The following is a 19,203-nucleotide window of genomic DNA, read 5'->3' on the forward strand; positions in this document are numbered from 1 at the left end:
GCAGGCACCCGGTCCGAACGTCAGCCCCGGCCCGCGGCCTTCACCAGCCGCTCGATGGTGCCCAGCGTGCGGGTGGTGGCCGGTACGCCGAACATGCGCTCGATCTCCGCGGTCGGGCTGCCCGCGTTCGACCTCTCCTTGCGGATGAGGCTCAGCGCCAGGCCGTCGCGCAGTTCGACGATGTCGACGTCGTCCTTGGTGTTCGTCCACGGCAGCTTCAGCTCGACGGGCCGCCCGCCGTCGAAGAACGTGAAGGTCTTGCGGTACGTGCGGCCGTCCTCGTGGCCGTCGAACGGGTCGCTGTCGAGCACGTCGACCAGCAGGCCGAGACTCCGGACCAGCGCGGGCTCGGTGTAACCGGCCGCCGATTCCAGGGCCTTGGCGGCCTCGGCGACCACGCCCAGCGGATCGTCCGCGTCGAACAGCACTGTGCCGTTCGTCTGGAACGACTTGACCCCGCGGGCCCCCGCGGCGGACAGCGCGCCCTCGAGCGCCGCCCGGTCCGGGCTGCCGGCGTGGCCGAGGTTCATGCTCCGGTAGAACACCACATGGGGAGAATTCATGATGTGAGACCTTACCGATGAGATTCCCCGCGCGGGCGGGGAAACGCGGGCAACCCGGGGCCCCGCCCCGCGTGTTGGCGGGCGGGGCGGTACGTCTAGGCCAGCTTGGCGACGTCGCGGTTCGCCTTGCCGAACGTGGCCGCGGCCAGCAGCGCGCCCGCCAGGAGGATGACCGCCGCGACCCCCAGGCCCACCCCGAACCCGTCCACGACGGCCTCGTTGCCGGACGCGCCCGAGTCCGCCGTGACCGCCAGGGAGACGGTGACCAGGGCGGTGAGGCCCACGACCTGGCCCAGCTGGCCGAGGGTGGCGATGATCCCTGACCCGAGCCCGGCGTCCTGCATGGACAGCCCCGAGAGCGCGGCTGTCTGCGTGGCGGGGAAGGTGTACCCCCCGCCGAATCCGAGGACGAGCATGCCGGGCAGCAGCGACGACCAGAAACTGCCGTCGGCCGGGATGAGGGCGAGCCACCCCATGCCCAGCGCGGCGGTCGTCAGCCCGATGGTGATGACCGCCCGCGCACCCACCTTCGGCATGGTCGCCAGAGCCACCTGAAGACCGAGCAGGAACGTCAGGCAGTACGGGACCCAGGCCAGGCCGTTGGCGAGCGGGCTGTAGTCCAGCACGTTCTGCATGTAGAGCACCAGCAGGAAGAACATCGCCGCCGTCGCCGCGTTCAGGAAGGTCAGGCCCACGTACCCCGCGGCCCGCACCCGGTTGCGCAGGAAGGTCAGCGGCAGCAGCGGATGCGCGGACTTCGCCTGTACGGCCACGAAGACCGCCAGGGCGATCAGCCCGCCGCACAGCGGGAGAAGCACCTCGGCGCTGCCCACCGGATGCGTGACGATCTGCAGCATCCCGTGGACCGCCGCCACCATGCCGCCGGTCACCAGGATCGCGCTCACGGGGCCGAGCGCCCGCCTGCCCTCCATCCGGCTCTCCTTGCCGAAGACGAAGACCAGGACCAGCGGAACAAGGGCCAGCGGCACGTTGATCCAGAAGATCCACCGCCAGCTGATCAGGTCGGTGAGGACACCGGACAGCACCACCCCGAGGGTCGCCCCGAGCCCGGAGAGCCCGCCCCAGATCGCGAACGCCTTCTGGGACTCCCGCGGATCGGTGAAGGTCAGCGCGATCATGCCGAGCGCGGCCGGCGCGGCACAGGCCTCGGCCGTGCCCTGCACGAAGCGGGCCACCAGCAGGGTCTCCGCGTTGGCCGACACCGCGGCCAGGATCGACGCCGCCGCGAACAGGGCCGCACCGGCGGCGAACATCCTGCGCCGCCCGAGCATGTCGCCCAGCCTGCCGCCGACGAGGAGCAGGCCGCCGGCCGTGAGCAGATAGCCGTTCACCACCCAGGTCAGTTGCTGTTCACTGAAGTGAAGGCTGTCGCGGATGGAGGGCAGTGCGACGTTCACGATGGTCGCGTCGAGGAAGATGATGAACTGCACGGTCGCGAGGACCGCCAGTAACTTCCAGCGCCCGGGGTCCGGTGGGGGCCCGCCGGGCTCCGCGGTACTTGCTTCCGCCCCGACGTCCTGCTCAGGCCCAGTCACGGCTCACTCGCCTCTCCGGATGCGTGATGAATGAGGAGCCCGCCCAAGCTTAGGAGCGCCGGTTACGAATCGGTTCAGTGCGTTCCGGTCCCCTTCTCCCGGCGCTGACCGGCGGTTTTTACGGTCGTGGCCACCTGTGGGGGAGGCGATGACGTGGACTGGGAAACCGGTGCCGGCCGGATGCGGCCGGCCTTCGAGGACGACGCGGTGTTCACGCTGCTGGCGGAGGAGGAACGGCGCCAGCGGGACACGCTGCAGATGGTCGCCGCGGCGTCGACGGCGCCGTGGCAGGTCCTGTGGTGCAACGGCTCGGTGCTCACCAACGTGACGGGGGAGGGATACCCGGGCCGGCGCTACCACTCGGGCTGCGGGGTCTTCGACCGGCTGGAGGAACTCGCCTGCCGACGGGCCCGCGACGTCTTCGGGGCCTCGTTCGCCAATGTGCAACCGCACTCCGGCACCAACGCCAACCTGGCCGCGCTCCGCGCCCTGCTGCCGCGCGGAGGGAAGGTGCTCTCGATGTCGCTCAAGGCGGGCGGGCACCTCTCCCACGGCGCGCGTGCCTCGGTCACCTCCACTCTCTACGGCGTGCACCACTACGGCGTGACCCGCGAGGGCCTCATCGACCTGGAGGAGGTACGGACGCTGGCCCTCGGCCTCCGCCCGGACGTCGTCATCTGCGGAGGCAGCGCGTACCCGCGCGAGCTCGACTTCGCGGCCTTCCGCAAGATCGCCGACGAGTCGGGTGCCGCCCTGCTCGCCGACGTCTCCCACATCGCGGGCCTGGTGGCCGCCGGCCTGCACCCCTCACCCGTGCCGTACGCCCACCTGGTGACCACGAGCACCTACAAGCAACTGGCCGGCCCGCGCGGCGGACTGGTGCTCGGCGGCACGAACGTGCCCGACCCCGGGGAGCTGGAGCGGCGCGTGGGCGCCGCCGTCTTCCCCGGCGTCCAGGGCACCCCGGCGCCGCACTCGATCGCGGCGAAGGCATGGGCGTTCGGCCACGTGGCGACTCCGGACTTCCACGCCATGTGCCGCCGGATCGTCACCGCGGCCCGGGCCGTCGCCGAGGTGTTCGCGGACCACGGGTACGCCCTCGTCGGTTCCGGCACCGACACCCACATGGTCCTCGCCGATCTGCGTGGCACCGGGACGACCGGCTGGGTCGCCGAGAAGGCACTGGAGAGCTGCGGCGTCCTGGTCAACCGGAACGTCGTGCCCGAGGACACGCTGCCGGCCGCCGTGGCAGGCGGTCTGCGGATCGGGACCAACACACTCGCCGCCCGCGGCGGGGACGCCGAGCACGCGCGCCGGGCGGCCGAACTGATCGCCGGGGTGCTGGAGAGCGTCGAGTCCCACGGCCCCACCTCCTACACGCTGCCGCCGGCGGCCCGCGCCCTGGCCCGCCGCCGGGTCGCCGAGATCTGCGGCGAACTGGAGGACGTTCCGGCCGGACCTCTTTCCCCGACGACGACGAACCTTCAGGAGGTGATGCAGCCGTGATCCAGCAGTCCGCGTCCGAGGAGAGGCACGACACGGGCGGCGTCCACGCCCCGTTCCCGCTGACGGCGACGCAGGAGGCCTATCTGGTCGGCCGCGACACGGCCATGCGGTACGGCTCGGTCGGCTGCCACGGCTACTGGGAGTGGGATTCGACGACGGTGGACCCGCGGGCGCTCGCCGCCGCCTGGCGCGCGCTGGTGGCCCGGCACCCGGCGCTGCGCACGGTGATGTGCGCCGAGGGCGGCCAGCGGGTCCTCGCCGACCCGCCGGCGTGGGAGGTCACGGTCAACGACTGGGCGGAGCTGGACCCGCAGGAGGCCGAACGACGCCTCACCCGGCTGCGCGACGACCGGTCCCGGCACGTCTTCGACCCCCTGACCTTCCCGCTCTGGGACGTGCAGGTGTCGCTCCTGCCCGGCGGGCGCCGGCGCGTCCACTTCAGTCTCGACCTGCTGGTGGCCGACGCGTGGAGCTACTTCCACGTGCTGGTACCGGAGCTGACGGCCCTCTACCGGGGCGAGTCGCCGGGGCCGGCGCCCCGTCGGACGTTCCGCGACTTCGTCGTGGAACGCCACCGCCGGGAAGCGACCGGCCCCGAGTGGCGCCGCGCCGAGGAGTACTGGACGAAACGGCTCGACACGCTGCCCCCGGCCCCGACGCTGCCCCAGCCCCCTTCCGCGGCGGGCGACGACACCAGGTTCGTACGCCTGGAGGACGCCCTGGACACGGGGACGTGGGAGCGTCTCCACAAGAGCGCCGCGCGCCGGTCCGTCACCCCGACAGCCCTGCTGGCAGCCGTCTTCGCCGAGGTGCTCCGCGCCTGGGGAGGCGGTGACGACTTCGTCGTCAACGTCCCCGTCTTCCCCGCCGTCCGGGCCGGGGACGCGTACGCGGGAGTGGTGGGCGACTTCACCAGCACCGTGCTCCTGGAGATGCGCGGCGAGGGGGCCACGTTCACCGACCGGGCCCGGCAGGCCCAGCGGCAGATGTGGGAGGACCTCCCGCACAGCGACTTCAGCGGTATCCACGTGGCCCGGGCGCTGGCCCGCCGCCGGGGCCGGACGGAGGTCGGATTCCCCGTCGTGCTGACGAGCCTGCTGGGGCAGCCCGGGCGCGAGACCCGTACGGCCCTCGGGGAGTCCGTGTACACCAGCACCCAGACCCCGCAGGTCAGCCTCGACTTCCAGGTCGCGGAGACCGGCGGCGAACTGCGCTGGAGCTGGGACCACCGCGCCGCCGCCTTCCCGCCCGGCATGGTCTCCGCCATGTTCGGCGCCTTCGGCCGGCTGCTGCGCCGACTGGCCGGCGACGCCCCGGCGTGGGAACAGGAGCGGTTCGACCTGATCCCGCCCGACCAGGCCGAACGGCGCCGCGTCGGCAACGCCACCGACGCTCCGGTACCCCGGGAACCGCTCACCCGGGCACTGCTCGACGGCGCGCGCCGGCATCCGCGCCGGCCCGCCGTCGTGTCCGCCGACGGCGAGGTGCTGAGCCGGGGCGAACTGGCCGAACGCGCCCTCGGGCTGGCCGCGGTGCTGACCGAACGGGGCCGCCCCGGCGTACCGGTGGCCGTCCTCCTGCCCAAGGGCCGCGACCAGATCGTCGCCGCCCACGGGGTGACCAACGCGGGACTCGCCTATCTGCCGCTCGACGTCGACCAGCCCGACGGGCGGCTGCGCGCCGTGCTGCGCGAGGCCGGAGTCACACACGTCGTCACCGACCGGGACCACGAACGACGCGCACGCGGGCTCGGCGCCGGCACGGTCGTGCGCGTCGACGAACCGTACGGCCGCGAGCCGCTGCCGGACGGCCTGGCGACGGCCACCGGCGACGCGTACGTCATCCTGACCTCCGGCTCGACCGGCACACCCAAGGGAGTGGTGGTCCCGCACCGGGGTGCGGCCAACGCGTTCGGCCACATGAACGAGCTGCTGCGGGTCTCGGCCGACGACCGGGTGCTCGCGGTGTCGGGCTTCCACTTCGACCTCTCGGTGTACGACGTGTTCGGCATCCTCATGGCGGGCGGCGCCGCCGTGGTGCCCGACGGCGACCGGGGGGTGGACCCCGGCCACTGGCTCGAACTGATCCGGTCGCGGGGGGTGACGGTGTGGAACTCCGCACCGGCCCTCTTCGAACTGGTCGTGCACCACGCGGAGCAGCACCGGATGCGCCTCGACGGCCTGCGCGCCGTCGTGCTCGCCGGCGACTGGATACCCGTCGACCTGCCGGCGCGGGCCGAGCAGGTGTTCCCGAACGTGTCGGTCGTGGCGTCCGGCGGGCCCGCCGAGACCTGCGTGTGGTCGATCGTCAATCCGCTGCCGCGCGGGTACGTCTGCGACGGCGCGTCCATCCCGTACGGCGTGCCGATGCGCAACCAGCGGTACTTCGTCCTGGACGGCGAGGGCCGCGAGGTCCCGGACTGGGTGACCGGGGAGATGTGCGTGGAGTCCCCGGTCGGCCTGGCCCGCGGCTACCTCGGCGCGGAGTCGAGCCCCGCCTTCCGGCCGCGCCCCGGGTCGCGGACACCCGCGTACTGGACCGGTGACCTCGGACGGTGGCGGCCTGACGGCAGCATCGAGTTCATGGGGCGGCGCGACCTCCAGATCAAGATCGACGGCGTCCGGGTGGAGCTGGCGGAGGCCGAGGCCGTACTGCGCCGGCATCCGGCGACGCGGGACGCCGTGGTGACCGCCCGCGAGGTGGCGGGAGGCAAACGCCTGGTCGCCTACGTCGTCCCGGAGCCGGGCCGGCCCGTCTCCAGGCGGGAACTGCTGGACCACGCCGCCGCGCACCTCCCGCGCGCGGCGGTCCCCGCGGCGGTCGAGCTTCTCGACGTGCTGCCGCTCAACGCCAACGGCAAGGTGGACCGGCTCGCCCTGTCCCGCCGGGACCTGCCCGCCGAGCCGGCCCGAGCGGGGGCCGACCGGGTGTCCGGCCCCGTGGAGTCCGTGCTGGCGCTGGTCTGGGCGGAGGCGCTCGACCTCGCCGGAGAGGCCGACCCGGAGGCGAGCTTCTTCCACCTGGGCGGTACGTCGTTGCAGGCGGCGCGGATGACCACGCGGATCGGGGCGGTGCTCGACCTGGACGTGGACGCCAGGCTCGTGTTCACCCACCCGACCCTTCGGGAGCAGGCCGCGGCCCTGGCCGAGGGCGAGCACGGGCCGCGGGTGCTGGCGACCTGCCGGGCCGTCCTCGACACGCTCGCGGACGATTCGGTGTCGTGAGGGGCCGGTGTGGGAGGGGTGGGGTTCGGCGGGGCGCGGTCGCTGTCGGGGCGTGGGTGCCGGCGGTGTGTCGGGGCGTTCTCGATGTGCTTGGGGACGGCTCGGTGTCGTGAGGGGCCGGTGCGGGGGGCGTGGGGTTCGGCGGGGCGCGGTCGCTGTCGGGGCGTGGCGTCCGACGGCGGGCGACGCGCGGGCCGGGCTCGCGGCCGGACCGGTCGGCGGTATGCCCGACGGGTCCGGCCGTGCCGACGGGAGCGGGACCCGGAACCTCACCGGTCCGCGGCTCCCGCCGGGCCCGTCGGCAGCGTGACCGTGAACACCGTCGTGCCCGGCTCGCCGCCCAGCTCGATCGTCCCGCCGTGCGCCCGCACCAGCGAGCGGGCGACGGCGAGCCCGAGCCCGCTGCCGCCCCGGTCGCGGCTGCGGGCCTTGTCGACGCGGTAGAAACGGTCGAAGATCCGGTCCCGGTCGGCCACCGGGACGCCGGGGCCCGTGTCGGCGACCGACACCCGGGCCGTCCCGGACGCGGCGGAGACCGTGACCGAGACCTCGGTGCCGGGCGGGGTGTGCACGGCCGCGTTGGTGAGCAGGTTGTCCAGCACCTGCCGGATCCGCTGCGGGTCCATGCGCAGCCGCACGGGCTCCGTCCCGGATGCCACCGTCACCGTCAGCGGACGGTCGGGGTGGGCGGCGCGGAAGGCCTCGGCCGCCTGCCGCACCAGCTCCGCCAGGTCCGCCTCCTCCCAACGCAGCGGCGCCTCCACCTCGTCCGCGTCCAGCCGGGCGAGCAGCAGCAGGTCGTCCAGGAGCACCCCCATCCGGGCCGCCTCGGCCCGCAGCCGGGCCAGGTGCCGCTCGCGCTCCCCGGGGGCGTTGGCCGCCGCGTACTGGAAGAGGTCGGCGTAACCGCGTACGGACATCAGCGGGGTGCGCAGTTCGTGGGAGGCGTCCGCGACGAACCGGCGCAGCCGCTGCTCGGCCTCCGCACGGACCGCCAGCGACGCGTCGATGTGCTCCAGCATCGTGTTGAACGCGGTCCGCAGCTCCGCCACCTCCTTGCCGCCGTCCCGCCCGTCGGCCCGCAGCGGCAGCCGCGCCGCCGACTCGGTCAGATCGTGCGAGGCGATGCCGTGCGCCGTGCTCGCCATGTCGCTCAGCGGCTTCAGACCGCGTCGCAGCATCCGCCGGCCGAACACCACCAGGGCCGCCAGCGCCAGCCCGAAGACGACGACCTGCACCGTGACCAGTTGCTCCACGGTGTCCTCGACGTCGCCCAGCGGCGCCGCACTCACCAGCACCACGCCGGGCTCGACCTCGCAGGCCCGCAGCAGATAGGGGCCGTGCCCGCCGATGCGCACCGTTCGGGTGAGGTCCTCGTCCGAGCGGGCCATGGTCCGCGCCAGGGCGGTCAGCGCCTGGCTGTCCGCCGGAACCTCGGCGGGCGTGCGCAGGTCCGCCGAGCCGTCGGACACGTCGTACACGGCGGTGTACCAGCCGTAGTACGGCTTGCGCTCGACCGTGCCGTGCGCCGCCGCGTCCTTGGACTGCACCACCTGCACCAGCTTCATCTGGTCGGCGAGCTGACGTTCCAGATACTCCCGCATGTACGCCGTCAGCACCGTGCCGACCACGGCGAACACCACCAGCGACAGCACCCCGAGCCCCAGCGCCAGCCGGGTGCCGAGCCGCAGACCGCGGTAGGCACGCCACCACCTGCCCATCACCCGGCCGCCTGCCGGATCACGTAGCCGAAGCCCCGCACCGTCTCGATCAGCGGCCCGCCCGCGCCGTCCACCGCCTCCAGCTTGCGGCGCAGCCGGCTGACGACCAGCTCCACGACGTTGGACCGGCCGCCGAAGCCGTACTCCCACACGTGGTCGAGGATCTGGGCCTTGGTCAGCACGGCCGGCGACTTGCGCATCAGGTAGCGCAGCACCTCGTACTCGGTCGGCGTCAGTGACAGCCGCCGTTCGCCGCGGCGCACCTCGCGGGCGTCCTCGTCCATCACCAGGTCCGCCACCTTCAGCACCGACCGTTGGAAACCCGGCCCGGTGCTGCGCCGCAGCACGGTGCGCAGCCGGGCCATCAACTCCTCCACCGCGAACGGCTTGACCAAGTAGTCGTCCCCGCCCCGGGTCAGCCCCGCCACCCGGTCGGCCACCCGGTCGCGGGCGGTGAGGAACACCACCGGTACCATCGTGCCCGCCCCGCGCAGCCGGTCCAGGACCCCGAAGCCGTCGACGTCGGGCAGCATCAGGTCGAGCACCACGATGTCCGGGCGGAACGCGGCGGCCAGGCGCAGCGCCTGCTCACCGGAGTTGGCCGTGACCGCCTCCCAGCCCTCGTAGCGGGCGACGGTGGCCACGAGGTCGGCGATGGGCGGGTCGTCGTCCACCACGAGCAGGCGTACTTTCTCCACCCGCCCATACTGCGCCACCGGCCGCCCGCACCCCAGGGCGCGGTGGCCGTCGTTGCCCGATCGACAGCGGACCGACAGGTGACCGCCAGGCCGGGAGAAGTTTCCGGTGTGAAGCCCCGAGCAGCGGGAAGAAGTCGCCCCGGAGCAACGGGGGCCCCGCGCAGCAGCCGTCTACACTCGACCGGCGACGGCCCCACCGACCGCGGCCGGAGCGGGCAGCTTCTGCCAGTCCCGAAGGGTTTTCGGCGTTTTGATACGGATGGACTCAGTCACCAAGCGGTACCCGGACGGCACCGTGGCGGTGGACCGGCTGTCGCTGGAGATACCCGACCGCTCGATCACGGTCCTCGTCGGCCCCTCGGGCTGCGGCAAGACCACGACCCTGCGGATGATCAACAGAATGGTCGAGCCGAGCGAGGGAACGATCCTGCTCGACGGCGAGGACCTGCAGCGGCAGCCCGTCACCACGCTGCGCCGGTCCATGGGGTACGTCATCCAGAACGCCGGGCTCTTCCAGCACCGGACGATCCTCGACAACATCGCCACCGTGCCCCGCATGACCGGCTGGGGCAAGCAGAAGTCCCGCGAGCGGGCCGCGGAGCTGATGGAACGGGTGGGGCTCGACGCCTCCCTCGGCAAGCGGTACCCGTACCAGCTCTCCGGTGGCCAGCAGCAGCGCGTCGGCGTGGCCAGGGCACTCGCCGCCGATCCGCCCGTGCTGCTCATGGACGAGCCGTTCTCCGCCGTCGACCCCGTGGTCCGCAAGGGACTGCAGGACGAACTCCTGCGCATCCAGGACGAACTGGGCAAGACCATCGTCTTCGTCACCCACGACATCGACGAGGCGATCAAACTGGGCACCGTGGTCGCGGTGATGCGCACCGGCGGCCGGCTCGCCCAGTTCGCACCGCCCGCCGAGCTGCTGTCGGACCCCGCGGACGACTTCGTCGAGGACTTCCTCGGCGCCGACCGCGGCATCCGGCGGCTCTCCTTCTTCCCCTCCGCTGCCCTGGAGCTGACCCGCGGCCCGGTCGTACGCGTCGACGCCGGCGCCGAGCAGCTCGCCGCCGCCGACGGCGCCCCGCACCTGCTGGTGACCGACGCGGACGACCGGCCGCTGGGCTGGGCCGAGCCGGGCGACCTGGGCGCCGGGGACCTGGCGGCCGGGCCACTGCTGTCCTACGGGCGGCCCTTCGTGCCCGGCACCGATTCGCTGCGGGCCGCCCTGGACTGCGCGGTGCTCTCGCCCACCGGCTGGGCCGTCGCCGTGGACGCCGACGGGCGGGTCGCCGGTGTCGTCTCCCAGCAGACCATCGGCGAGGCGATCCGCAGCGCCCACGGCACGGCGAGCCCCGGCGGCGAGCGCGCGACCGAGGAGCCCGCCGACGTCACGAAGGTCGCCCCGTGAACGGCTTCTTCGACATCCCGAGCGACCTCGACAACACGTACTTCGGCCTGATCGGCCTGCACCTGCGCGAGGCACTGCTGCCGGTGCTGGCCGGCCTGCTCGCCGCGCTGCCCCTGGCCCAGCTCTGTGTGCGCTTCCGCTGGCTGTACCCGCCCGTGCTGGGCGTGACGACCGTCTTCTACGCCATTCCGTCGCTGGCCGTCTTCGTGGTCCTCATCGACTACACCGGCCAGACCGAACTGACGGTGATGATCCCGTTGGCCGTGTACAGCCTGGTGGTGCTCGTCCCGGCCATCGTCGACGGCGTCCGGTCGGTGCCCGAGGAGACGCTGGCCGCGTCCACGGCCATGGGCTTCGGACCGGTGCGGCGCTATCTCCAGGTGCAGTTGCCGATCGCGGTGCCCGCCATCCTGGCCGGACTGCGGGTCGCCGTCGCCTCCAGCATCTCGCTGGTCAGCGTCGGCGCCCTCATCGGCAACCAGGGCGCCCTCGGCAACCTGCTCGCGGACGCCCAGAAGTACGGCCGGCCCGAACTGGCGGTCAACTCCGTCCTCACCACCGCCGTACTGGCCATCCTGTGCGACGTGGTCCTCGTCCTGGTCCGCAACCTGCTGACCCCGTGGATGCCGCGGGGCAGGCGGCAACGCCCCAAGGAGGCCGCCGCGCGGCCCGAGCCCCGGGAGGCGGCCGCCAAGTGAACGTCCTGAACTTCGTCGACGCCTTCTTCAGCGACAGCGCCCACTGGCACGGCTACGACGGCATCCCCACCCGTCTCGTGGAGCACGTCCAGTACACGCTGATGGCCCTCGGCCTCGCCGCCGCGATCGGGCTGCCCGTCGGGCTGCTGACCGGGCACACCGGACGCGGCGGCAACGCCGTCGCCTTCGTCGCCACCGCCGCCCGCGCCCTGCCCAGCTTCGGACTGCTGGTGCTGATCGCCGTCGTCGTCGGCATCGGCCTGCTGCCGGTGATGATCCCGTTGGTGGTGCTCGCGATCCCGCCGATCCTGGTGACCACCTACGAGGCCGTCCGCTCCGTCGACCCCGCTCCGGTGGACGCCGCGCGGGGCATGGGCATGACCGAGACCGGCATCCTCTTCCGGGTCGAACTGCCCGTCGCCCTCCCGCTGGTCCTCAGCGGACTTCGCTCGGCCGCCATCCAGGTCGTGTCCACGGCCACCATCGCCGCCTACGTCAGTCTCGGCGGACTCGGCCGGTACATCATCGACGGGCTCTACCAGCGCGACTACGAGAAAGTGGTCGGCGGCGCCACCCTGGTCGCCCTGCTGGCGCTCGTCACCCTCGCGGTGTTCTGGGCGGCCGGACGGCTCGCCGTGTCGCCGGGAGTACGCAGGCGTTGAGCCCGCGCGCCCGGGAGGAAACCGTAATCAGGCCGGTCTTGACTGACCGGCGAACGGCTGGTTTGGATCGACGGATGACTTTCACCGCCAAGAGCAGCAGGTCCAGGACGAGGCACACCGGCGCGGCCGCCGTCGCGCTCACCGCCGCGGCGGCGCTGCTCGCCGGCTGTTCCTCCGGCTCCGACGACACGTCCGACAATCCGCTGGCGGGCGAGAAGGCGGAGACCGGCACCGTCGTCGTCGGCTCGAACAACTTCGCCGAGAGCACCCTGCTCGCCGACATCTACGGGGAGGCCCTCAGGGCCAACGGCCTCAAGGTCACCTACAAGCACAACATAGGAAGCCGCGAGACCACGTACGGCCTGATGAAGAACGGGTCCGTCACGGTGCTGCCGGAGTACAACGGCTCACTGCTGGCCTACCTCGACCCGAAGGCCGAGCAGAAGTCCACCGAGGCGGTCAACGAAGCGGCCAAGGCAGAGCTCGACCAGAAGCTGACGCTGCTTCAGTCGTCGCCGGCCGAGAACAAGGACTCGGTGAGCGTCAACGCCGAGACGGCGAAGAAGCACGGCCTCACCGCCGAGTCGACCCTCGCCGACCTCAAGGACGTCGCGCCGGAGCTGGTGATCGGCGGCTCGCCCGAGTTCCAGACCCGGCAGCAGGGGCTCAAGGGCCTGGAGTCGGTGTACGGCCTGAAGTTCAAGTCGTTCAAGGCGCTCGACGCGGGCGGACCGCTGACCCAGTCGGCGCTGACCAAGAACACCGTGCAGGCGGCGGACGTCTTCACCACCGACCCGACCATCGTCAAGGAGAAGTTCGTCGTCCTGAAGGACCCGGAGAACCTCTTCGGCTACGCGAACGTCACCCCGCTGATCAACAAGGAAGGGCTGTCGAAGGAAGGCGTGGCCACGCTCAACGCGGTCTCCGCCAAGCTCGACACCAAGACGCTCCTCGACCTCGACGCCCAGGTCCAGCTGGACAAGAAGGACCCGCTGGACGTCGCCAAGGAGTGGCTCAAGTCCGCGGGCCTCGGCTGACCGGAGCCGTCGCCGGGGCCGTCACGACGCCGCGGCCCCGGCCGCGGCGTCGATCAGCTGGTCGATCAGGGCGATGAGGACGTCCCGGCTGGAGGTCCGCTCCCGCGCGTCGCACAGCAGCACCTGCACGTGCTCCGGCAGCGCCAGGGCCTCGCGGATCTCCGCCGCCGGGTACGGGTGCCGGCCGTGGAAGCCGTTGACCGCGACGACGAACGGAATGCCCCGCCGCTCGAAGAAGTCGATCGCGGCGAAGCTCGACTCGGGCCTGCGCACGTCCACCAGGACCACCGCGCCGAGCGCCCCGATCGCCAGGTCGTTCCACATGAACCAGAACCGCTGCTGACCGGGCGTACCGAAGAGGTACAGCACCAGGTCCCGGCCGATGGAGATCCGGCCGAAGTCCAGCGCCACGGTGGTGGCCCGCTTCTCCTCGATCCCGGCGAGGTCGTCGACGCCCAGGCCCGCCGCGGTCAGCGGCTCCTCGGTGCGCAGCGGGGCGATCTCGCTGACCGACCCGACCATGGTGGTCTTGCCGACGCCGAAACCGCCCGCGATCAGGATCTTCACCGCGTCGGGCGCGGTGGAGCGTGCGGATGCCGTGGGCGCCGTGTCGGCGACGCGCTCAGAGCCGGCCAAGGCCGTCCCTCACTTTCTGCAGCAGGTCCAGGTCGGGAGTGGCGCGGGAGACGAGGTGCGGCGGCCGTGCGGTGATCCGGTCGGCCTCCAGCAGGTCCGAGAGCAGGATGACGACCACGCTCACCGGCAGGTCGAGACGGGCCGCGATCTCCGCCACGGCGACCGGCTCGGCGCACAGGCGCAGGATCCGCAGGTGCTCGGGCTGGGGCCGGGCCGCCCGTGTGGGCTGCGGCTCGACCGCGGTCACCGTCGTGATGAGGGTGAAGTCGGCGCGGCTGGGCCGGGTCCGGCCGCCGGTCAGGGTGAACGGCCGCACGAGCCGGCCGGCCGCGTCGCCTCCGGTCACGTCACTCGCCGGGGCCGGCGGTGGCCCGCGGGGCGGCGCTCAGGTGCTCGCCGATCTTCTTCACCAGCATGTTCATCTGGTACGCCACCACACCGACATCGGCGTTCGGCCCGGTGAGCACGACCAGGTGCGCGCCGGGGCCGGCCGAGGTGAGTATCAGGTAGCCGTTGGCCATCTCGATGAGCGCCTGGCGCACCGGTCCGCCCCGGAAGTCCATGCTGACGCCCTTGCTGAGGCTCATCAGACCGGACGCGGTCGCCGCCAGCCGCTCGGCGTCGTCGCGCAGGAACCCGGTGGACTTGCTGACGACCAGTCCGTCCTCGGAGAGCACCACGGCCTGGTTCACGTCGGCGACCCGCTCCACGAGTCCGGTGAGCAACTGGTCCAGCTCGGTGTGCGTGGCGGGGGAGGGTCGGGTCATCGGGTGTCCTTCGTCGGCGGTCGGCGGTCGGCGGGGGGAGTCGAGTTTGTGGAGGCGGCGGAGGGGACGGGTCCGTCGGTGCCGGTGCCGGTGCCGGTGTCCGTGTCGGTGGCGTCCGTGTCGTCGTCGGTCTGGGCCCGCAGCGTGCCGCGCTGGAACCCCGCGAGGGACGAGGCGGCGCGCTCGGCCGTGAAGTCGGCGTAGGCGTCGCCGGGCGCGCCCTCCGCGCCGTCCCGACGGACGCCGGGGTCCTCGTCGCGCAGCTCGGCGGCGAGGCTGGTCTGCGGCACCCGGCGGGGCAGCGGCGCCAGGCCGCCGTGCTCGTCGCTGGGCAACGAACCGTCGCGGGAGCTGCCCGGGGTGCCCGCCGCGACCGCGGACCGGCTCGGGGGCGCGGGCCGTGACGACCGCACGGGCCGCCCGCCGTGGGCCGGGTCCGCTCCCGGATCCGAAGAGGCGCCGGACGCGGCGGACACGCCGACCGGCTCGGGCGCGAGGGATTCCGGTGCCCCGGCGGCCCGGGGGACCCGGGAGGCCAGGGCGCCGGCCGCCGTGATGCCGGTGCCGTCCGCCCGGCCGGCCGGCTCGCGCACCACGATGTCGTGCGGGATCAGCACGATCGCCGTGGTCCCGCCGTACGGGGAGGGGCGCAGCGTGACGGTGATGCCGTGCCGGTGCGCGAGCCGGGCCACGACGAACATGCCGAGCCGCAGATCGTCGGCGAGGGCCACCACGTCGAACTGCGGAGCCACCGCCAACTGGGCGTTGAACGAGGCGTAGTCCTCCTCTGAGAGGCCGAGCCCGCGGTCCTCGATCTCGACCGCCAGACCCTTGGCCACCAGCGCCGCGCGCACCCCGACCGGGTTGGGGGCGGGGGAGTAGGAGGTGGCGTTGTCGATCAGCTCGGCCAGCAGGTGGATCACGTCGGCCACCGCGGGCGGGGCGAGCGCCACCTCCTCGTCGGCGTGCAGCTCCACCCGCTGGTACTCGGCGACCTCGCCGACGGCGCTGCGCAGGATGTCCACCACCGACACGGGCTCGCGCCAGGTGCGTCGGGGCTGCTCACCGCTGATGATGACGAGGTTCTCCTCGTAGCGCCGCAACTGGCTGGCCGTGGAGTCCAGTTCGTACAGGCCCTTGAGTATCTCGGGGTCCGTGTGCTCGCGCTCCAGGGCGTCCAGCTTGCCGAGCTGCATGTTGACGAGGTTCTGGCTCTGCCGGGCGATGCCCAGGATCACCTTCTGGAACCCGCGCCGGGTGTCGGCCAGTTCGACGGCGGTGTGCACGGCGGTGCGCTGCGCGGTGTTGAAGGCCTGGGCGACCTGGCCGAGTTCGTCCCGCCCGTAGTCGAGCGGCGGCGTCGCCGACTCCACGTCGACCTTCTCGCCGCGCTCCAGCCTCGCCACCACGTCGGGCAGCCGTTCCTCCGCCAGCTTGAGGGTGGCCAGCCGCAGCCCGCGCAGCCGCCGGGACAGCGAGCGGGTGATGCGCCAGGACATGACGACGCAGAGCACCAGGGCGATCAGCCCGCCCGCGCTGAGGACGCCGGCCTTGATCAGCAGGCCCCGGGCCTCCTCCGCGCTCCGGTCGAGGAGGCCGTCCGTCTGCTGCCTCACGAGCTGGGCGTACTGCGTGGAGATCGACTCGAAGGCCGTGTTCCAGCGCTGCCGCGCGTCCGGCAGGTCGATCCGCTCGTCGCCGCCGGCCGAACGGGCCTCGATCACCTGGTCCTCGACGTCCTGCAGGGACTTCCACTCGGAGCTCGCGAGGATGCGTTCGGTCTGCGTCTTCGCGCTGCCGGTCAGCGAGGGCACGATCTGGTCCTGCACCAGCCAGCGGCGGGTGTGCACCAGCTGGGCGAAGCCGTTCCACTGCTCCTCGTCCATCCGGTCGGACGGCCAGGCCAGGGTGAGCCGGGCGTCCTCCTGGGAGACCAGCTCGGCGGCGTGCTCCAGGGCGACCAGCGGACCCGCCCGGGAGGTGAGGTCACCGTCGTCGACCTGGGAGAGCTCCTGGAAGGCGTGGATCTGCTCGTCGACGATCGAGGTGTACTGGTCGAGCGCCTGCTCGGCGGTGATGTCGCTGGAGTCGTCCACCTGGTCGCGGTAGTACTCCAGGCTGCCCACCGAACCGAGCACCGAGTACAGCCGGTCCGAGATCCGGTCGGGAGCGCTCTCGATCGCGTCCGACTGGCCCACGAGCTGGGCGACCGCCTCGTCCGTCTTCTCGCGCTGCGCGTCCAGCGCCGTCCGGTCGCCGTCCGGCGCGGCCAGCCAGGCGGCCGACAGACTGCGCTCCTTCTGCAGGGCCAGGGTGGCCTCGGTGCCCATGGCCCCGGTGTCGCGGCTCAACTCGGTCTGCGCGCGCAGCCGCAGGCCCTCCGAGAAGATCTGGACCGTCGTGACGCCCCACACGGCCGCCAGGGTGACACCGGGCACCAGGGCCAGGAGGATCAGGGACAGACGTATGGAGCCGAGGCGGCGCCGGAGACCCGTCCGGCGTGCTCTTTGCGCCTCCCGAGTTCCCCGCGCCTCCGGCGTCTCCCGTGTCTCCTGCGTCTTCCGTGTCTTGCGTGCAGACATCGTCGTCCTAGGCGATCAGGTGGGGAAGGGAAGCGGGCGCGGCTGGGCGCCGTCGGCCGCGGGCCCCGGTCACCGGGTGCCGCCCGCGGCGAACTCGGCGACCGAGTCGGCGTTCGTCTTGGTCACGAACGCCGGGCCGGTCAGCACGGGGGCCACCCCGCCGCCGCTGACGTTGCCGTTGGTGCGGTACAGCCAGAGTGCGTCCACGGCGAGATAGCCCTGGAGATACGGCTGTTGGTCCACCGCGAACTGGACGTCCCCGCGTTTGACGGCGGCGACCAGGTCCTTGTCGAGGTCGAAGGTGGCGACGTGCGCCTTGCTGCCCGCCTCGTCCACGGACTCGACCGCGGTGAGGGCGAACGCCGCGCCGTTCATGACGACTTCGTCGATGCTCGTGTCCTGCCGCAGCCGGGCCGTGACCGCCGCGCCGACCGCCTTCATGTCGGTGCCCTCGACGTAGAGCATCTCGGTCTCGCCCTCGAAGGTCTTCTTCACCCCCGCGCAGCGGGCCTCCAGCGCGACGTTGCCGCGCTCGTGGATGACGCACAGGGCGTGCTTGGCCTCCAGGTCGTTCAACTTGTCGCCGACGGCCCGGCCCGCGACGCTCTCGTCCTGCCCGAAGTACTCCAGGAGACCGGTGGAACGCCAGGCGTCGATGCCGGAGTTGAGGCCGACCACGGGGATCCCGGCCGCCTTGGCCTCGGCGACCGGCGCCTTCATCGCCTGCGGTTTGGCCAGCGTCACGGCGATGCCGTCGGCCTTGTCGCGGACAGCGTCCCGCACCAGGTCGGCCTGGTCGGCGGTGTCCGCGTCACCGGCGTAGGTCAGGTCGACGCCGTCCTTGGCGGCCGCCGCCTCGGCCCCCTTGCGCACCCGGTCCCAGAACGCGTCGCCCTCACCGCCGTGGGTGACCATCACGATCTTCATCCGGTCACCGCCCGGCCCGCCCGCGGCGTCCGCCGCCGAGCCGTCCTCGTCCCCGCCGAGGGCGGAGCAGCCGGCCCCCAGCAGACAGACGGCGGCCGCGAGGGCCGCGGTGCGCAGGGGAGCGAAGGATGCGAAGGAGCGGATGGGCGGGGGAGCTGTACTCATGGGGGCGGGGGCACCTCGCTGTGCGGCCGAGCAGGAGGAACGGAGCGAGGTGGCCCGGATCAGCGGGTCGGTGCGTCAACCGGGTGAAACTCGCCTGGCCGGAGCAAACCGTGTGTGACCGCTGGTAGTCAAGTGATCAGCGAACCGTTGTCGGTTGTCGGTGCCGCATCGTGATGATCGGGACGGCGAAAGCGGGCCGAAGCGGAATGCCGAGCGGTATGTCCGGCGGTACGGGCCGGGGCCGCCCGGCGGTGGCCAGGGTGCGCGGCGGTTCCTCCGAGGCTGATCTGATGGGCAGTTAGTAAGTGAGATATCGTGTACAGGGGGTTAAGACAGGCGGCACGGTCTGTTGAGTTTCCAGCCCAGGAGAGTTCAGCCGATGGCGAGGCAGCTACGCGCCGAGCAGACCCGCGCGACGATCATCGGTGCCGCGGCCGACCTCTTCGACCGTCACGGCTACGAGTCGACGAGCCTGAGCGAGATCGTCGCCCACGCCGGGGTCACCAAGGGCGCCCTGTACTTCCACTTCGCGGCGAAGGACGATCTCGCCCACGCCATCATGGAGATGCAGTCCCGCACCTCCCGCCGGCTGGCGAAGGACCTGGAAGGGCGGGGCTACTCCTCGCTGGAGGCGCTGATGCGCCTCACCTTCGGCATGGCCCGGCTCTGCGAGGAGGGGCCGGTGCTGCGGGCCGGGCTGCGGCTGGCCACCGCGGGGGTGCCGGTGCGGCCGCCGCTGCCGCACCCGTTCACCGAGTGGCGGGAGATCGCCACGAACCGGCTGACGAACGCCGTGCGGCAGTCCGACGTGCACCCGGACGTCGACGTCGACTCCGCCGCCCACACCCTCGTCTGCTCCATCGTCGGCACCCGCGTCGTGAGCAGCACCCTCGAACCGGCCGAGCGCTGGACCCGCCGCCTCGCCGGGATGTGGTACGTCCTCATCCGGGGCATGGTCCCGGTGACCCGGCGCGCCCGCTACGTCACCCTCGCGTCCCGCCTGGAACGGGAGCCGGGCGCGGCCTGACCGGTACGGAGCCGGGCGCGGTCCGA

General features: G+C 72.6%; 16 protein-coding genes. 7 read left to right on the top strand and 9 right to left on the bottom strand.

Annotation, left to right across the window (positions count from 1 at the left end; all coding sequences use genetic code 11):
- Positions 1-20 precede the first annotated feature (20 nt).
- Both AB0P07_RS17710 and AB0P07_RS17715 read right to left on the bottom strand, forming a co-directional pair.
- Positions 21-563 (bottom strand): DUF1697 domain-containing protein, encoded by a 543-nt coding sequence (locus AB0P07_RS17710; protein ID WP_365551479.1) that lies wholly within the window; start codon positions 561-563, stop codon positions 21-23.
- 95 nt (positions 564-658) lie between these two features.
- Positions 659-2,119 (bottom strand): MFS transporter, encoded by a 1,461-nt coding sequence (locus AB0P07_RS17715; RefSeq protein WP_365551482.1) that lies wholly within the window; start codon positions 2,117-2,119, stop codon positions 659-661.
- Positions 2,120-2,272: 153 nt separating this feature from the next.
- Here AB0P07_RS17715 and AB0P07_RS17720 point away from each other — a divergent pair, with 153 nt between their 5' ends.
- The gene (locus tag AB0P07_RS17720; protein WP_365551485.1) at positions 2,273-3,625 is read left to right on the top strand and encodes a serine hydroxymethyltransferase; all 1,353 of its coding nucleotides are present in this window, start codon (positions 2,273-2,275) and stop codon (positions 3,623-3,625) included.
- The gene (locus tag AB0P07_RS17725) at positions 3,622-6,849 is read left to right on the top strand and encodes an amino acid adenylation domain-containing protein (RefSeq protein WP_365551487.1); all 3,228 of its coding nucleotides are present in this window, start codon (positions 3,622-3,624) and stop codon (positions 6,847-6,849) included. The genes AB0P07_RS17720 and AB0P07_RS17725 overlap by 4 nt, the downstream gene beginning before the upstream one ends.
- A 269-nt stretch (positions 6,850-7,118) precedes the next feature.
- Here the strand turns inward: AB0P07_RS17725 and AB0P07_RS17730 are convergent, their stop codons facing one another.
- Both AB0P07_RS17730 and AB0P07_RS17735 read right to left on the bottom strand, forming a co-directional pair.
- Entirely contained in the window at positions 7,119-8,573 is a 1,455-nt protein-coding gene (locus AB0P07_RS17730) for a HAMP domain-containing sensor histidine kinase (RefSeq protein WP_365551490.1), read from the bottom strand.
- Positions 8,570-9,268: a response regulator transcription factor gene (locus AB0P07_RS17735; RefSeq protein WP_365551493.1), complete on the bottom strand. Its 699-nt coding sequence runs from the start codon at positions 9,266-9,268 to the stop codon at positions 8,570-8,572. Before AB0P07_RS17735 ends, AB0P07_RS17730 begins: the two co-directional genes overlap by 4 nt.
- A 250-nt stretch (positions 9,269-9,518) precedes the next feature.
- Here AB0P07_RS17735 and AB0P07_RS17740 point away from each other — a divergent pair, with 250 nt between their 5' ends.
- From AB0P07_RS17740 to AB0P07_RS17755, 4 genes are all read left to right on the top strand, one after another.
- Positions 9,519-10,676, top strand: coding sequence for an ABC transporter ATP-binding protein (locus AB0P07_RS17740; protein WP_365551496.1), 1,158 nt, complete (start codon positions 9,519-9,521; stop codon positions 10,674-10,676).
- Complete coding sequence (locus tag AB0P07_RS17745; RefSeq protein WP_365551499.1) at positions 10,673-11,374, top strand: ABC transporter permease subunit; 702 nt, start codon at positions 10,673-10,675, stop codon at positions 11,372-11,374. Before AB0P07_RS17740 ends, AB0P07_RS17745 begins: the two co-directional genes overlap by 4 nt.
- Positions 11,371-12,036, top strand: coding sequence for an ABC transporter permease (locus AB0P07_RS17750; protein ID WP_263549605.1), 666 nt, complete (start codon positions 11,371-11,373; stop codon positions 12,034-12,036). Before AB0P07_RS17745 ends, AB0P07_RS17750 begins: the two co-directional genes overlap by 4 nt.
- A gap of 74 nt (positions 12,037-12,110) precedes the next feature.
- Positions 12,111-13,073 (top strand): ABC transporter substrate-binding protein, encoded by a 963-nt coding sequence (locus AB0P07_RS17755; protein WP_365551502.1) that lies wholly within the window; start codon positions 12,111-12,113, stop codon positions 13,071-13,073.
- 21 nt (positions 13,074-13,094) lie between these two features.
- Here the strand turns inward: AB0P07_RS17755 and AB0P07_RS17760 are convergent, their stop codons facing one another.
- From AB0P07_RS17760 to AB0P07_RS17780, 5 genes are all read right to left on the bottom strand, one after another.
- Positions 13,095-13,709, bottom strand: coding sequence for an ATP/GTP-binding protein (locus AB0P07_RS17760; RefSeq protein ID WP_365551505.1), 615 nt, complete (start codon positions 13,707-13,709; stop codon positions 13,095-13,097).
- Positions 13,696-14,055 (bottom strand): DUF742 domain-containing protein, encoded by a 360-nt coding sequence (locus tag AB0P07_RS17765; RefSeq protein ID WP_365551508.1) that lies wholly within the window; start codon positions 14,053-14,055, stop codon positions 13,696-13,698. Before AB0P07_RS17765 ends, AB0P07_RS17760 begins: the two co-directional genes overlap by 14 nt.
- Before the next feature lies 1 nt (position 14,056).
- The gene (locus AB0P07_RS17770) at positions 14,057-14,476 is read right to left on the bottom strand and encodes a roadblock/LC7 domain-containing protein (RefSeq protein ID WP_007445343.1); all 420 of its coding nucleotides are present in this window, start codon (positions 14,474-14,476) and stop codon (positions 14,057-14,059) included.
- Entirely contained in the window at positions 14,473-17,058 is a 2,586-nt protein-coding gene (locus AB0P07_RS17775; protein WP_365551511.1) for a nitrate- and nitrite sensing domain-containing protein, read from the bottom strand. The genes AB0P07_RS17770 and AB0P07_RS17775 overlap by 4 nt, the downstream gene beginning before the upstream one ends.
- Before the next feature lie 69 nt (positions 17,059-17,127).
- The gene (locus AB0P07_RS17780; protein WP_365551514.1) at positions 17,128-18,150 is read right to left on the bottom strand and encodes a substrate-binding domain-containing protein; all 1,023 of its coding nucleotides are present in this window, start codon (positions 18,148-18,150) and stop codon (positions 17,128-17,130) included.
- Between the two features lie 379 nt (positions 18,151-18,529).
- Here AB0P07_RS17780 and AB0P07_RS17785 point away from each other — a divergent pair, with 379 nt between their 5' ends.
- Entirely contained in the window at positions 18,530-19,177 is a 648-nt protein-coding gene (locus AB0P07_RS17785) for a ScbR family autoregulator-binding transcription factor (protein WP_365551517.1), read from the top strand.
- The last annotated feature ends 26 nt before the right edge of the window (positions 19,178-19,203 follow it).

Origin of the sequence: Streptomyces sp. NPDC085944 (genome assembly GCF_040686295.1) — a bacterium.
GTDB classification, from domain to species: Bacteria; Actinomycetota; Actinomycetes; order Streptomycetales; family Streptomycetaceae; genus Streptomyces; species Streptomyces salinarius.